General features: G+C 48.9%; 24 protein-coding genes. 5 read left to right on the top strand and 19 right to left on the bottom strand.

The window, feature by feature from the left end; all coding sequences use genetic code 11:
- From EKN00_RS08515 to EKN00_RS08430, 18 genes are all read right to left on the bottom strand, one after another.
- Nucleotides 1-420: a hypothetical protein gene (locus tag EKN00_RS08515; RefSeq protein ID WP_127849707.1), complete on the bottom strand. Its 420-nt coding sequence runs from the start codon at nucleotides 418-420 to the stop codon at nucleotides 1-3.
- Nucleotides 421-424: 4 nt separating this feature from the next.
- Complete coding sequence (locus EKN00_RS08510) at nucleotides 425-607, bottom strand: hypothetical protein (protein ID WP_127849706.1); 183 nt, start codon at nucleotides 605-607, stop codon at nucleotides 425-427.
- 122 nt (nucleotides 608-729) lie between these two features.
- The gene (locus tag EKN00_RS08505; protein WP_127849705.1) at nucleotides 730-924 is read right to left on the bottom strand and encodes a hypothetical protein; all 195 of its coding nucleotides are present in this window, start codon (nucleotides 922-924) and stop codon (nucleotides 730-732) included.
- On the bottom strand, nucleotides 921-1,328 hold the full coding sequence (locus tag EKN00_RS08500; protein WP_127849704.1) for a YopX family protein: 408 nt from the start codon (nucleotides 1,326-1,328) through the stop codon (nucleotides 921-923). Before EKN00_RS08500 ends, EKN00_RS08505 begins: the two co-directional genes overlap by 4 nt.
- Nucleotides 1,315-1,707 (bottom strand): helix-turn-helix domain-containing protein, encoded by a 393-nt coding sequence (locus EKN00_RS11170; protein WP_421825723.1) that lies wholly within the window; start codon nucleotides 1,705-1,707, stop codon nucleotides 1,315-1,317. The genes EKN00_RS08500 and EKN00_RS11170 overlap by 14 nt, the downstream gene beginning before the upstream one ends.
- A 713-nt stretch (nucleotides 1,708-2,420) precedes the next feature.
- Nucleotides 2,421-2,927: a single-stranded DNA-binding protein gene (gene ssb, locus EKN00_RS08490; RefSeq protein ID WP_127849702.1), complete on the bottom strand. Its 507-nt coding sequence runs from the start codon at nucleotides 2,925-2,927 to the stop codon at nucleotides 2,421-2,423.
- 177 nt (nucleotides 2,928-3,104) lie between these two features.
- Nucleotides 3,105-3,965, bottom strand: coding sequence for an ATP-binding protein (locus tag EKN00_RS08485; protein ID WP_127849701.1), 861 nt, complete (start codon nucleotides 3,963-3,965; stop codon nucleotides 3,105-3,107).
- Nucleotides 3,946-4,653 (bottom strand): conserved phage C-terminal domain-containing protein, encoded by a 708-nt coding sequence (locus EKN00_RS08480; protein ID WP_127849700.1) that lies wholly within the window; start codon nucleotides 4,651-4,653, stop codon nucleotides 3,946-3,948. The genes EKN00_RS08485 and EKN00_RS08480 overlap by 20 nt, the downstream gene beginning before the upstream one ends.
- Complete coding sequence (locus tag EKN00_RS08475; RefSeq protein ID WP_127849699.1) at nucleotides 4,637-5,341, bottom strand: putative HNHc nuclease; 705 nt, start codon at nucleotides 5,339-5,341, stop codon at nucleotides 4,637-4,639. The genes EKN00_RS08480 and EKN00_RS08475 overlap by 17 nt, the downstream gene beginning before the upstream one ends.
- A 4-nt stretch (nucleotides 5,342-5,345) precedes the next feature.
- On the bottom strand, nucleotides 5,346-6,011 hold the full coding sequence (locus tag EKN00_RS08470) for an ERF family protein (RefSeq protein WP_241559482.1): 666 nt from the start codon (nucleotides 6,009-6,011) through the stop codon (nucleotides 5,346-5,348).
- Complete coding sequence (locus EKN00_RS08465; RefSeq protein WP_127849698.1) at nucleotides 5,992-6,195, bottom strand: hypothetical protein; 204 nt, start codon at nucleotides 6,193-6,195, stop codon at nucleotides 5,992-5,994. Before EKN00_RS08465 ends, EKN00_RS08470 begins: the two co-directional genes overlap by 20 nt.
- Nucleotides 6,188-6,976, bottom strand: a complete 789-nt coding sequence (locus EKN00_RS08460; protein WP_127849697.1) for a DUF1351 domain-containing protein — start codon at nucleotides 6,974-6,976, stop codon at nucleotides 6,188-6,190. Before EKN00_RS08460 ends, EKN00_RS08465 begins: the two co-directional genes overlap by 8 nt.
- Nucleotides 6,977-7,008: 32 nt before the next feature.
- Entirely contained in the window at nucleotides 7,009-7,272 is a 264-nt protein-coding gene (locus EKN00_RS08455; protein ID WP_127849696.1) for a hypothetical protein, read from the bottom strand.
- Nucleotides 7,269-7,499 (bottom strand): hypothetical protein, encoded by a 231-nt coding sequence (locus EKN00_RS08450; RefSeq protein WP_127849695.1) that lies wholly within the window; start codon nucleotides 7,497-7,499, stop codon nucleotides 7,269-7,271. Before EKN00_RS08450 ends, EKN00_RS08455 begins: the two co-directional genes overlap by 4 nt.
- 144 nt (nucleotides 7,500-7,643) lie before the next feature.
- A complete protein-coding gene (locus EKN00_RS08445; protein WP_127849694.1) occupies nucleotides 7,644-7,874 on the bottom strand; it encodes a helix-turn-helix transcriptional regulator in 231 nt (76 codons plus the stop codon).
- Between the two features lie 3 nt (nucleotides 7,875-7,877).
- Nucleotides 7,878-8,330 (bottom strand): hypothetical protein, encoded by a 453-nt coding sequence (locus EKN00_RS08440; RefSeq protein ID WP_127849693.1) that lies wholly within the window; start codon nucleotides 8,328-8,330, stop codon nucleotides 7,878-7,880.
- 2 nt (nucleotides 8,331-8,332) lie between these two features.
- Nucleotides 8,333-9,040, bottom strand: coding sequence for a Rha family transcriptional regulator (locus tag EKN00_RS08435; RefSeq protein ID WP_127849692.1), 708 nt, complete (start codon nucleotides 9,038-9,040; stop codon nucleotides 8,333-8,335).
- On the bottom strand, nucleotides 9,037-9,240 hold the full coding sequence (locus tag EKN00_RS08430) for a helix-turn-helix domain-containing protein (RefSeq protein ID WP_127849691.1): 204 nt from the start codon (nucleotides 9,238-9,240) through the stop codon (nucleotides 9,037-9,039). Before EKN00_RS08430 ends, EKN00_RS08435 begins: the two co-directional genes overlap by 4 nt.
- Before the next feature lie 136 nt (nucleotides 9,241-9,376).
- On the opposite strand from EKN00_RS08430, the gene EKN00_RS08425 reads away from it, so the two are divergent.
- Nucleotides 9,377-9,541, top strand: a complete 165-nt coding sequence (locus EKN00_RS08425) for a YjzC family protein (protein ID WP_127849690.1) — start codon at nucleotides 9,377-9,379, stop codon at nucleotides 9,539-9,541.
- A gap of 167 nt (nucleotides 9,542-9,708) precedes the next feature.
- Here EKN00_RS08425 and EKN00_RS08420 read toward each other — a convergent pair whose 3' ends face one another.
- Nucleotides 9,709-9,927, bottom strand: a complete 219-nt coding sequence (locus tag EKN00_RS08420) for a helix-turn-helix domain-containing protein (RefSeq protein ID WP_164848082.1) — start codon at nucleotides 9,925-9,927, stop codon at nucleotides 9,709-9,711.
- A gap of 267 nt (nucleotides 9,928-10,194) precedes the next feature.
- On the opposite strand from EKN00_RS08420, the gene EKN00_RS08415 reads away from it, so the two are divergent.
- The 4 genes from EKN00_RS08415 to EKN00_RS08400 all read left to right on the top strand — a co-directional run bounded on the left by EKN00_RS08415 (nucleotide 10,195) and on the right by EKN00_RS08400 (nucleotide 13,530).
- A complete protein-coding gene (locus EKN00_RS08415; protein WP_127849688.1) occupies nucleotides 10,195-10,605 on the top strand; it encodes a helix-turn-helix domain-containing protein in 411 nt (136 codons plus the stop codon).
- Nucleotides 10,602-11,024 carry an ImmA/IrrE family metallo-endopeptidase gene (locus EKN00_RS08410; protein WP_127849687.1) on the top strand — a complete coding sequence of 141 codons (423 nt, stop codon included), beginning with the start codon at nucleotides 10,602-10,604 and terminating at the stop codon, nucleotides 11,022-11,024. The genes EKN00_RS08415 and EKN00_RS08410 overlap by 4 nt, the downstream gene beginning before the upstream one ends.
- A gap of 244 nt (nucleotides 11,025-11,268) precedes the next feature.
- Entirely contained in the window at nucleotides 11,269-12,228 is a 960-nt protein-coding gene (locus tag EKN00_RS08405; protein ID WP_127849686.1) for an Abi family protein, read from the top strand.
- A gap of 141 nt (nucleotides 12,229-12,369) precedes the next feature.
- Nucleotides 12,370-13,530, top strand: a complete 1,161-nt coding sequence (locus tag EKN00_RS08400) for a tyrosine-type recombinase/integrase (RefSeq protein WP_127849685.1) — start codon at nucleotides 12,370-12,372, stop codon at nucleotides 13,528-13,530.
- The last annotated feature ends 122 nt before the right edge of the window (nucleotides 13,531-13,652 follow it).

Genomic DNA, 13,652 nt, shown 5'->3' with positions numbered 1-13,652 from the left:
TTACGCAATCCATCCAATTTCTTTCGCCAGGATTGACAGTAACCTGTATCTTTTGCGGTAAATAGTGCTGCGATCATAGTTGAGCACGTCCGTCAGCTCTTTCCAGTCATAGTACTCCTGTGTCCTGTATCTAACCTTATAAAGCTTACATTGTTCGTCACTCATGTTGGCACATGCAGCGTCTCCCACCTTCTTGAGATGCCTGAGATAAATCATACGTGGGTCACACTCAAGCGCCTCAATGACCTTCTGCTCGCTATCCGCCCGCATTGCTGACCTGCCGCCACCAACATTGTCATCCTTTTCGCGATATGGATAACGGACTTCAAATTCCCGCTTGGCGAGCAGGTAGTCAACGCGTTGGTACTCCTCAAACATTTCGTCCAACCGCCCTAGCTGCCATTTGCTCAACTCTTCCATGGCTTCACCTCCTGTCTTTAAAAATTGCCTGCCAGGTTGCTACGCCGAAAATGTAGATGATAAAGACTACCATCAGCATCCCCACTGAGAACATCGTCCAATCACCCCAGAGTGCATGTAGCAAGCTAAAGCAGCCAAGCACAACTAGTGCATCAACGATACCGTACACAACGGCTTGAGCATCCATATGCACCCTCCTTAATCAGCAACCTTCGCAGCCTGCGCCAGCGCTTCATCGCCGGGGCAATAGGCTTGGCGAACAAATTTGGGAAATATTTCGCGCCATCTATCACCATCAACACTTCCCAATCATGCTTTGTAGGACAATGATTTTTCGTCATCGCGCGCCTCCGTTGGATATTTGTTTTCGATGTAATCATGATACTGACGATCAATCTCACCAATCGGCCAGTTGTCTAAATGCGCACCGCATATTGGGAAACCACCGTATAGCCCCCAGAGCTCGGTATGACCATCGGCGCATAGAAACCAGCAATCAGTCATTTCACCACCTCCAGTAGTTCCGGATTATCGTACACGTTGCCAATGACGGTCAAATATTTATCCGTCTCCTTATAGGCAAAATTGCCGTATTCAAATCGGCCAATATAAGATTCAAAACAAATATCTGGGTCAAATTTAACCAGAGCAATTCTTACTGGAGTCTCAATGCTATTCGGTGTATCACCCCAACGCACCATATCGCTCTCGAAGATTTCTCGTCCATTCTTGTCGTGCAGGCCCGTGTACTGCATCAAATGAACTTCATCTCCAATCTCTTCAATAGGGCCACTATCTGGATGTATTACATAAACCCAAAGTGTGCCATCATCGTCCCACCCAATGTCTTCAATTGGCATCATTACTTTGAAATGATCACTGTATGCTCGGAACTTAATTTCTCTCATCGCGCACCTCCGTTCGAATCCGCTGAACCGTCGTGGGTGAAATGTTTAGCTGCTTGGCTGCTTCACGAACTGACAGATCAGGCAAGCTCTTAATTTTCTTGTACAGAGCTTCCTTCTGCGAAGCAGCAAAGTGGACGCCGAACTCGCGAGCTGCCTGCTGAATCGTGGATAGACCGACTCCTAGACGGTCAGCCACCTGCTGCCGCGTCATGCCTGCCTGAGCCATCTTGACGATTTCCATACCACGCTGCCGGCGTTCCTCAAGGGTTGTTTTGTGTCTTTTCGGTGTCTCTACTTTCGGCTGTGGCTTGTGCTTCCTTGGCCTCGTATACACGTCGCGGTTTGGGTTGGCGCCCTCATGCGGTCCTGACTTTCTCATCGCTACCAAGCGCACGGAGACGTTGTGGTACATTCCCCATTCGCGTCGTGCCCACTCGGGAAACTCGTCCGTACACACGACAATGCTATTTTGACCATGGGCTGTGTGCACCTTAGCTGGCCACTCGCCGTGCTGCGTACCCACATGATCACCATGCAGCTCATACACCGTGACAACATCCCCAGGCCAATATGTTTTGTCAGCGCCCAGGTTAGTCATCTCTCTGCTAATCTCTTCCACGGCTGTCCTCCTCAAACCTCGCCAACCAGGCACCCAGTAGGCCACGCAGCATTCGTACCCTTTTGGCACCCAGGTATATACGCTTACCGCCAACCTCGAGACTAATATAGTCATGTCTGAGGTAGGTTGTGAGGTAAGCCTTACCTGGAATAAGTGCCTGTTCATACTGGTGCTCATAATCTTTTTCCGTCATCGCGCTCAATCCTCACAATCCGAATCAGTCCTGGGTACGTGCGTACAATGTGCGTCTTAATTCGGCCGGTTGCGCCAACCGATGAGCTCTCATGCTCGTACTTGCTGTGCATCCACCGGTTAGCCTCACCGCGGGTTTTAAAGACCTCGCTGTAAATGATTCGGGTAGTGTAGCTCATCACCACGTACCCGACCAACGGCCCATGCTCATGCCCTGGTACCCACATGTGTTCGGCATTTAAGTCAAATTTTGCATCCCATCTGCTCACTTAAATGCCTCCCTAGAACGGTAAGTCTTCGTCTTTGATTGTTGGCGCTGATTGATGAGCAAACGGATCAGTATTGGCTTGCTGCGGGCGCTGTGCGGCATTCTGGCTGCTCCGGTTATAATTACCCCGGCCAGGGTTCTGAACGCCCTGCTGACGCTGCTGCGGGCTCTGCTCGCCTCGTGGCCGTGCCTCTGTGGTTGCTCGGCTTTCCAGCAGCGCAAAGTTATCAACCACTACCTCTGTAATGAACACACGCTGGCCCTGGGCATTATCGTAGGAACGCGTTTGTAAGCGACCCTCGATACCAACCAGTGACCCCTTCCGCGTGAAGTTCGCGAAGTTTTCAGCACTCTTCCGCCAAATTACGCAGTTTAGGAAGTCTGATTCACGTTCGCCCTGGGCATTCGTGAAGTTACGCTCAACTGCAAGCGTGAAAGATGCCACCGCAGTGCCACCTTGTGTGTAGCGCAGGTCAACCTCCTTGGTCAGCCGTCCTGTTAATGCAACTTGATTAATCATTAGCATGTACCTCCGTGCGGTTAATCGCCGCGTAGTGTTTTATCATGTTTTCACGTTCAACTCGCAAGTCTGTAGTGTTTGCGCTCTTCCCCTGACATACAGGGCAAGGAATGCATGTGTTGCACGCCCCTTCGTCAATCCAGAAGATGCCTCGATTGCTGCAGTAAGAACAATTCATCAATACACCTCCCGCATATCCTTGGTCGCATCAGTAAACCGGATTACTGCATCGTTAGCTTTTACCCCGCGATATAATCGACTCAACAACTTGGGGTTATACATGCGGCTCATCTCCTGGCTGGTTAGGTTGGTTGTGACGATAGTGCGACCATGGCGCTTATTAAGAATCCCAAATAGTAATTGTTGCACCCAATCCGTAGCTTCATTTTTTTCTGAGCGCATTGATGCCTCACTGCCTAGATCATCAAGTACTAGCAGATTGACTGACCCCAGAAGCCGTGTGACATTGGATTCGCTATACCAGCTGGTTCGGTCATTGAAGCTCTGCTTAACACGCCGCATTAGTTCATTAACGCTAACAAACATGCAGCTTGTCGACGGCTGGATGTGCTCATTTACCGCCGTAACCATAGCAACAGCTAGATGAGTTTTCCCTCGTCCTGGCAGTCCAGAGATGATTGTGTTGGCATTGTAATCACGCCTGAGATACCGTCCGGCAATGTGCCGTGCTTTGTCCTTGTTGACTTGTGCTTCACTGTTAGGCTTAACCTCATAGCTTTCAAACGTTGCACTGCGCATCTCGATATCGTCCCAGATTGAACGTGCCTGCAGCACGCCATGGAACCCTGCTTCGTAATCGCGCTCGGCTGCTAGCATAGCCATGGCCTCGTTCTGCTTATCGCGGCGTTCGATTACACACTTCTTGCAGAACGGTTCACGGTCAGCAATTTGCCACATCGGCTCAGTTGGATGCTTCTCGCAGAACAAGCCTGGAACCTTGTGAGTAGCCAGATTCACACGGCGATATTGCTTGTAAGCATCTGATCCAGTAATCGCATCAGAACTCAACTCCGCCATAGCTTTCACCTCCTGCCTTCCTGCGATGTGTTTCGTTTAAATACCCTTCAAACTTAGAGGCCTGAAACAATGTTAATGGCCGAATATATTCACGCATTTTGTCATCATCGCCCCAGGCCGTCACCTTGTTATCAATCACTGTCATGCAATCATCGAGCGTAAAACCCTCTTTAAGACGTGCAGTAATCATCCGTTCAGTAGCCTTCGTGTACTTAAAATGCTTGTCTGCCTTGCTATTCAAATAGTCAACAACAGAGGTCCAGAGACCCGGTTCGGCTTTAGCCGGACTATGTTCTTTAGTCTGGTTAGTATTTAGTTCGTTAGTACTTAGTTGATTAGTATTTAGTAGTGTGCCCTCACCGTACATAGGATTATCGGACATAGGTTTTTGGTACATAGGCTGGTCGTCAATATTCCAATCACTCCCAGCAAGTTGACCATTCGTTCCTCTCACACGTTTGCGTTTGAGGTAACCATACTTTTCTAGCTCTTTCAGGCCTGATCGCAATGAGTCGCGGCCGTCCGTTGCATGTTTACCAACCTCAGTCTCGTAAAAGTCCCAATCCTTGGGCTGCGACCAGAGGTAAAGGAAAATTCCTCTTGCTTTCCAGCTAAGACGTTCATCACGAATGACGCTGTTGCTAGCTACTGTGAAGCCGTTACGTTTAGGCTTAATCAGTTTTCCCATGTTTTGCCTCCTCATCGAATTCTCGGAGCTGTTTGCGGCTGTTGAGGCGAAGGCTGACAATCGTGTCCTCATCGAGGCGTACTGGCTTGATGTGGTAGAACTCCATAAACCATTTGATTCCCTTGCTGTGCCGCAGCGTGTGATGCGCTCGACACAGCGGGAAGAACTTAAACTTGCGATTGTCGATGCGGTTACGGTCATACCCACGCCCAATAGCGGGCTCGTGGTCAATGTCAGCGTGTTTACCACATATGACACAGATGCGATGTTTGAGGCACTGCATCATCAGTGGGTAGTCGCTGGGAATTGCATCCATGTTCTTAAACCGCCACGGAATCTCGTTATCAAACCCGTAATCCAGAATCGAGGTAATGAAGCCCGCTGCGGTTTCCATACTCGTGTCAGCCATCGAGAAGTAGTCGGTGCCCGTCTCAGCCATGTAGTGCGCCTTGAGCACTTCTTCCATCTCGAACGGGCTGTAGCCTGTGTAGTACGCGAAGTCGTTAATCAACGCCCACGCCTTTCTCCGCTGGTCAGGGCTAATACTGCGCCCGTCCTCAATGTCAACCTGCACGCTCGGCTGTCTATGATTGCTGAGCTGTCGTAGTCGCAGAACATCCGGCTTGTCATCGAGCTGTACCGTTATTTTATTTGCCTCGATATTTGTCAGCTTGCCGTTTAGTCGCATAAACTCACCTAGTCATCTGGGCGATAGTCTTGTCAATCCGCCGGTACTCATCCTGTGTGAGTAAATCAAGCCGCTTAATTTGTACCTGGGATGCAATGAACGCATTCTTGAGTAAGGTCTTGTAATCAGCGCCCATCTTCTGTGCTGTGTCCTGCGCCAACTGTTCAAGGGGCGCAACCATTGCTGGGTCAATTAGTGGTGCAGTCTGCTGATTGTCGGCGGAATTTTCGCCGTCTGGATCCTGGTCACGGTCCGTAATGTGAAAAAGCTGCTTGTAAAAGTACTTCTCACAAGTTGTGCAGGCCTTAGCAGTTGCCTTCTCGAGCGTGTCCGCACCACTGGCCACCATGGAGCCAAACATGCTTTCAATCCCGTCAGTAATCTCAAATTCGCCCTGTACGTCAACGACATGCTGCACGCCTTTTTTGGTTTGTACGTCGCGCTGATTAATGATTGTGTATCGAGGTATTACGCTCAAGCCGTTGTTATTTAACGCTGGCTTAACTGCATCCTTAATGGCACCCTCGGACTGGAAAACATAGTGCTGAAAAGCGTTCTCACCATCTTTAACAACGCCATGCACCATCTTGTCTGCTGCCACCAGTTTGAGCACCAATCGCTGCTTTGCGCTGGTTGGCTCAATTACTTTTTCAGTCTTTGTCTCTACCAATGTAAAAGCCCTCCATGAATTCCCTGCTGAACTGCTCCAGCACCAGTTGATCAGTTACCTTAAACTCGGTTTGCACCATGTGGACCAGTGCCACTGAGGCCTGCAACGCGTCTCGGCCTGTGGCACCGCTAACGTTCATCGTCAGGCCATCATCGCTAAACTCGATTAGAATATGTTTAGTCAAGAAGGGTCACCTCAAATCCTTGAGTAGTAAGGTAGTCAGCCAGCTTAGTGACCCGGCCTGCAGCGCCCGTAATGCGGAGTGTGTGGGTTTCGGTCGTAATCTCACCGGTTTCCTTATCCACACCCTTAACGAGCGCCTCGTGATGCTGCTCCGCCTTGGCTGCGTCCATTTGTGCAATGACTTCGTCCGTGTTGGTGTCAGCCGTTACTTGCTGAGTCCAGCCCGCAGCATCCATGTGCGTAGCGGCTGCGTGTTCCTTGATGCGCCGCTCGCGTTCTCGACGCAGTTCTACTTGCTGGGCTGCATACTTGACGGCTGCGTTAATCTGGCGGTGCCGCTCAAGCTGACTCATTGACGCGTTAAGCCAGTGGTCATCAAACTCGACTTCTGCAGGATCTACGTCAAACTGTTCGGAGATAAGGACAACGTCTGCTTCGGCAACCTTGCGCCGTTCCTCTCTTTCTTGTTCCTCAATCGCAGCGATATCGCTGACATAGCTCGCCTTCAAATCGGTTAGTGGACGCGTGACGTCCTTAAATTGAGCTTCGAACTCCTTGAGGGGTGCTTCGTACTGTCGCTTGATGGCTTTGCGCCGGTCATCGAGCTGCTTGAAGAACTGTCCAACCTCGTTCTTCGCCTTCTTGACTTCCTTCTTCGTCTCTGGGGTTACGACTAGGTTTGAGTGCTGGTCAGTAAATACTTGAATTTGTGCCTTGAGCTGAGTTAGATTCTCAAAGCTAACTGCAGCCGGCGTAAACTTAACTAATTCGGGTTCATTCATGTTATAATTACCTCGTAAATAGCTTTAACGTGTTATTTATCTGAGTCCGTAGCGGTTGCGCCCGCTGCGGGCTTTTTGTCTTCTAGGAATGCAGCGACTCTAATGTGTTCCACGCTGGCTCCAAGCCACATTGTTTCTGCAGATTGGTAAACTTTAGTTTTAGCCCCAATTTCGACAAGTGGCGCTACCCTAGCCTCACAGTGTGCTGTATCTGGACACTTGTAGAAGTAGGCGCAAATATCAGCTCCATCTCGAAACATGTCAATAAGTGCTTTCTCTTGCTTGCTTAGCTTCATAGCTTTAACATCTCCTTGTTCTTTTGTAACTCAACAATTTCAAACACAGTCACACGTCCCATGGCGTCGGCCATGGTGTCCTTTGCCTGGCTTGCAGCATAGTGTGCATTCACGGTCTCAAGTGGACCGAGGTCGAGAACTCCGCTGCTCTCTGCCGCATCCTTGGCGTGACTTGCTAGACGGTATCGAGCCATCTGGTACCGTGCATTATTCAGTGTGCTTCTCATCACGCTGCCTCCTGCTTCCTACGACTGACCGAATCGCCAGTATTGCAAGGATGAGAATCACCCAGGTACCGACAACTCGAGGGTGCACCATGAGCCACACAAGCGGTTCTATCAGTAGGGTAGCGACGTCAATTAGTAGATTGATCATTGTGGTAGCCTCCCAATTGCCAGGTCCAGCTCATCGGTGCTGTAGAGGCCGTCATGTGCTTCGAACTCACCTTCACGCTTCATCGCGTAGAACTTAGACCGGCTACGTCCGATGTACTTGGCTGCCTCAGTAGCCGTAAGCCACCGAGATTTACTCTGCTGTCGATTCGCCTTTAGCTCAGCGACTACAGCCTTCGCGATGCGTTCTACATCTGTTTCCGTTAACATGCGCTACACCCGCCGTTCTTTAGCAATTCCAGCCAGCCGGTCATCGTAGAGTTTTACAAACAAATCGCGGAACTGAGAATAGTTGTCCCGCACCCGGTCGAAGTCTACGCGAGCAACATTGCTGTTCTTGGTCTCGCCGCATACCATCATTGCAAGCCGCTTGAGTGGTTCGTGGATTTCGCGTTCAAATGGGCCTTCGTCCCTGCTGAACCCCTGAGCGTCTTCATACTGGCTGCGCCGGTATACAGCACAGTTGTGGCTCGGGCTGTGGCTGCTACCGGTCTCTATGCCATGCCTTTCGTTGATAGTCCTAATCTCGCTATCATCAATTGCAACACCGGCAAATAGTGCTTGCGGTGTAGTAGGCTTCTTCTTGGTAAGTGCCTGGGCGATGCTGTCAGCAATCATCTGCTGCAAGTCTGAACGCTTGATTGATACCAATTCATCGTCTGCCATCGCTATACCTCCATATCCACGGATTCGGTACGTACCTGCATCGCTACTGCCGTCGATGGCGTCCAGTTGCTGATGAAGTCACACGCCTTGTCGAAGTCTTTTGCTTTAAGCTGCGTCCGTGTGCGAATGCCCAGGTAAGTGTTAAGTCCGTGGTTAATGTCGTGGTACAGCGCCCCACGTTGCTTCTGCGTCAGCTGTAGTCCATGTAGCGCGACATACTCCGACACTGCCAGGTTGGCGTGCTTACCGACATACGCGTACTGTCCCGCAGATGCGAGCTGGTTGTCCTTGAGGTCTTTCACGTCAGCCTCAATCTTCTTCACGCGCTTAACGGTGCGGTTAGCCACATCCATCGTGAGCATGAGGCGCTCTTCTGGAGTCTGTGGCAATGCCTTGCGAGTCTGCTGTTCAAGCTGGTTGAATGCGTTGATGTAATCGAGCTTGAACTGGTCAGCCTTTGCTCCGGTGAACCCAAACGCGATGAAAGTGAAGCCGTCGCGATTCATGTAATACATCTTGTTGCTCTTGCCTGAACCATCAACGTATTCGCCCGCTGCGAACATGTCGGAGTACTGAGCGCAATTTTGCGTTGAGTTCAGTTTTGCCTCAATGGCTCGGATTACATCTCCGTGCCGCTTGCCGAATGATTCCGCTACCTGCAGGCTGGATGTAACTGCCTGCTGATTGTGCATGATGACTAACTTTGTCATTGCTCTTCCTTCTTTCTAAATTCATCCATGCTGACACCGAGAGCATCAGCAATTCGTTCCATTAGCTCAAAGCTGGGCTTCTTAATTGCTCCGTTCTTCAGTCGGTATATAATTCCTGTCTGGTCGTACCCAGCAGCCTTTGAGAGTTCATAAGCTGACATTCCTCTTTGAGTTAGAAGCTCTTGAATTTTGTTCCACACATTTGTTCGCCTTCCTATATGTGTTCCACGTCCTTGCTACCCGCCTATATGTTGTGCACACGTGCATTGCGTGTTAGCATATCTTGTGTACCGGTGCCAATTAGCCCTGGTAACTTTACGAAAAGAGGATTTGCTAATGTCAAAGCCTATTAAGCCCGGCTCGGACAATCAGTCAGCCGGCAAGTACAAAGAGGTAGGCCCTCGCGGCGGAAGCGTCCCACACGGACACAATGCCACGATTCAACAAGGAGACCGCCTACCACCAACTTCTAAGCCCGGCAACGGCTGGACAAAGAAGTAACTCTTAACAGTCACGCTACTTACGAGAAGGGGTAGCGTGATTTTTTTGTCGAAGCTCTCGTTTAGAGAAGCAGATTGGGAAGAACCCAAAAAAGTTGATTTGGAGCCAGGCCACAATCTTCTCCTCCCCGTCTTCCTCATACTTAGTAATGTAATGGTGGATCATGCCTACACCTCCTTTTCGTTCATTCCGAGAATCTTGTAGATGTCAGTGCGCAGACGAATGGCCTGTGGGCTAACGTCACCGCGAATCGCGTTGGTCAGAATCGTTTCACTCACTCCCAGCATCTCTGCTAGTTGGCGTTGACTGATTTCGCGCTCATTGAGCTTATTTTTGATGCTGACTTTCACGTCCTTAGCGGCTCGCTGTAATACTTGTTCTGGCATGTATTCACCTTCTTTCTTCGAAAGTACGAAAAACTTCATCAAGTAGTTGCATAATCTTATCCCATGGAGTAAGATTTGTGCATAGGAAATAGTCGAACATAGACGCTACCCCACTGGTCGTTCTCGCCAAAGTACTTATCAGTAGGGCTTGGTTAGCTGTTCGCTTGATTACTTGATGAACAAAGCATAACTCGATTGGATAATTTAGTCAACTGATTTTTAAAACTTTCGAGTAACTTTTTTCATCAGGGTTGGAGGAACCTTGATATGGCTTTATTTGACAGGGTAAAAGAAACATCGAAAAAAAGAGGATGGTCTCTTCAAGAAACCGCAACTCACGCAGGATTGGGATTAAACTCTCTATACGCTTGGAAAAAGAAAACTCCATCTGCTGACCGCATTCAGGCCGTGGCCGATGTGCTCAACGTCTCGGTAGACTACTTGCTGGGCAACACGGATGACCCACAGGTACACAGCTCCTCAACTCCATCCTGGGCGACTGATGACGACAAGGCCGACCTCAAGAAGTTCCTCGAGGACGACGCGGCAAGCAGCCTTAATTTTGGTGGCCGCGAGCTTACCCCTGGTGAACGTCGGCAGCTCAACGTTGCCCTCACTCAGATATTCTGGGAGGAATTGGAGGGAGAAAAGGCACAGAAACGAGGCGATGCTGAATGAACTTAGAAACACCGGCTACCCCAGACGGCACCGCCGAATACATTGAGCACAGGTACCACACAGCCGACCCCTGGACACTGTGCGACCATCTCAACATCGGCGTTCACTGGGCTTGGATGCCCACCACGCTGCTTGGCCACACTGTGTACATGCATGGTCGGCCCGTCATCGCACTAAGCCAAGAGATACGATACACACCGCAGGCCTATGCTGTCCTGGCCCATGAGCTTGGCCACGTCATCATGCACGCAGGAATTGCCACCTTCTACAATCGTACGGGGCGGCGTAACAAGTTGGAGTATCAGGCTGACAAGTTTGCCAGCACTCTCCTCACCTTCCTATACGTAGAGGAGCACGACAGGCTGCCTGAAACCATCCATGATCTTGAATGCGAGTATGGAGTTAAGTATCGAGAATAAAAGTAGCTCTGCATGGGCGCGGGGTGCGTTAATGGTTAAGCCGCAAGAATTAGCCATACCACATCTAGTCAGCAGTTTTACACCAAAACACAACATGCATTCACTATCGCTTTTGTCAAGAGTTAATATAGAAATGTGTTGACAATCACAGACGGGTTCCATTATCATGAGGATAACGAGAAGCGGCGTAATCTCTACGGGGACCGCTGCGGAGACTCCTCATGTAAAAATGAGGAGTTTTTTTATGTCGAAAAAACGTGAGTTCAAGACCATTGATGAACAGCTACAGTTGCTGCAAGAACGCGGCCTCACCATCAACGATGAAGTACGATCACGACGGTATCTTTTAACAAATAATTACTACAACATTGTCAACGGCTACAGCAAGTATTTCCAAGAAGAGACGGATAGGTTTATCGAAGGCGCGGACTTTGATGAAATAAGTCATCTTTATTTTTACGATAAGGAAATAAAGGAAATTTTGCTGAACGGAATTTTATCGGCTGAACATCATCTAAAATCAGCGCTCGCATACAGGTTTGCTGAAGCATACCCAAACAAGCGTTACGCGTATTTGAATGTTGGCTGCTACCGCGACGATGTCATTCTTGAGGTTATCTATACAATTTCCAAGATTTCAAAGCTCATAAAGCAAAACAAAAAATACAAGGGTAACTCCATCAATTACTACGTTACTCACTATGATGATGTCCCAATCTGGGTACTAGTTGATTATCTCGATTTTGGAGATGTTCAGTCTTTAATTTCGTGTCTTCCTGTAAAAATTCAAAATAAAATTGCAAAAGACATGACTGGATTTCTTGAAGAGAACTTGCAGATGCCGAACCTCGTATTACCGCCGGAAACTTTAGTATCTTTTATTAAGAACGTTCACGAAACCAGAAACGTTTGCGCACATGGAAACCGCCTTTTGGGATTTACTACTCGTGCAAGTGGAAAATATTATGAACCATTACATTCAAAGTACAATATTAGGGAGCAAGATGAAAGAAAGTCCGTTTACCCAACGATTCTTAGCCTTAAATGTTTTTTAAGCAGGACCGAATACTGTGTTCTGTATAATTCACTTCGCAAACGTACAAAGATACTTGGAAATAAACTACATTCAATTGAAATTAATGATATTTCAAAATTACTAGGTTTTCCCGATGGCTGGCAGGCTAAGCCACCTCTCAACCAATAAAAAAAGCCCACTCCCCTACCGACCAAAGTAAACAGGAGTGAGCTATCACACAAAACTACATAGGGTATACCCTTCGAAAATGGAATCCATTCTCGTGTGGTTTTTGTATACCCAATTTTACCACATTAGGAGGTTTGCACCATGAAAAAACGCACTAACACAGCGATTGAGGAGTATGTCGATGACGACGGCAAGACAAAATACAAGTTTCGGCTGAGCCTTGGCACCGATCCGCGTACAGGCAAACGAGTTGCACGTAAGCGTCAAGGATTTCCGACATACACCAAAGCAAACATGGAGTACCAGCGACTGCTCAAGGAAGGTATACCATCCGTGCATCCAGACGGTAAGACGTTCGAGGACGTGTATACAGAATGGCTTGAAACGCGTAGCAAGTCAGTTAAGCCGTCCACTGTCTATAACATCAAATCGCGGTACCGCAATCATATCAAGTCATTTATGGGCGACGTACTAATTGACAAGGTTACCCCGGCGGACTTGCAGGGATACGTCAACGAACTTCCCGCGAAGCTTGTTAACTACACCACGATAACAGCCTACGTTAACAGCATTTTTGACTTTGCCACGCGTATGCAGTACATCGATGATAACCCCATGAAACACGTTTTTATTCCACAGAATGCGGTCAATCCCCACGGCGACACCAGCGAAAATTATCTAGATTCCGAAGAAATCTCGCAGCTACTACTTGCTGCTAAAAAGGTCAGCCCCCAGGTATTCACCTACTTCACCGTACTGGCACATTGTGGGCTACGCATGGGTGAAGGCCTTGCCCTCAGATTTAGCGACTTCAACGGCGACACGGTGCATATATCTCAGACCGTCACAAAGGACGCTAACGGCAAACAAATCCTAGGGCCCACGAAATCAAAAGCCGGCAACCGCACACTTACTGTTTCACCAGAGTTGCGTGCAGTCGTTGACGACTGGGAACAGCAACGCCTATTTAAAGACAGTGACTACCTGTTTGCCAACAGATACGGACAGCCCCTAACCGTACAACAACCACGATACTGGCTGCATGATGTGTACGCCCATCTCGATGCTGATTTCAAACACATCACACTTCACGGATTCCGGCATAGTTTTGCCAGCCGCCTGTACGCATCCGACCCGAACATAACCATTAAGGACGTGGCTAACATGCTCGGAGACGGCACTACCAAGGTCGCGGAGCAGGTCTATGTCCACACAGTCAAGGTACAGAAAGAGCGCATTGCTAAGGCCATGGCGGCCACTTCCTTCATGACACCGAGTGACACCGAAAAAAATAAGGAGTGACACCGATATGACACATAAATATTGCACAAACAAAAACGCCTATGCACAACGAACGCCGTTATATCAGCGTTCGTGCACATAGGCGCACATCACAGAACTACTTTATTAAAAGTTGAACTTCT

Origin of the sequence: Lacticaseibacillus hulanensis, assembly GCF_004010095.1 — a bacterium.
Lineage (GTDB): Bacteria > Bacillota > Bacilli > Lactobacillales > Lactobacillaceae > Lacticaseibacillus > Lacticaseibacillus hulanensis.
The sequence above is the reverse complement of the archived record's forward strand: the minus strand, read 5'-3'. Positions and strand labels throughout refer to the sequence as shown.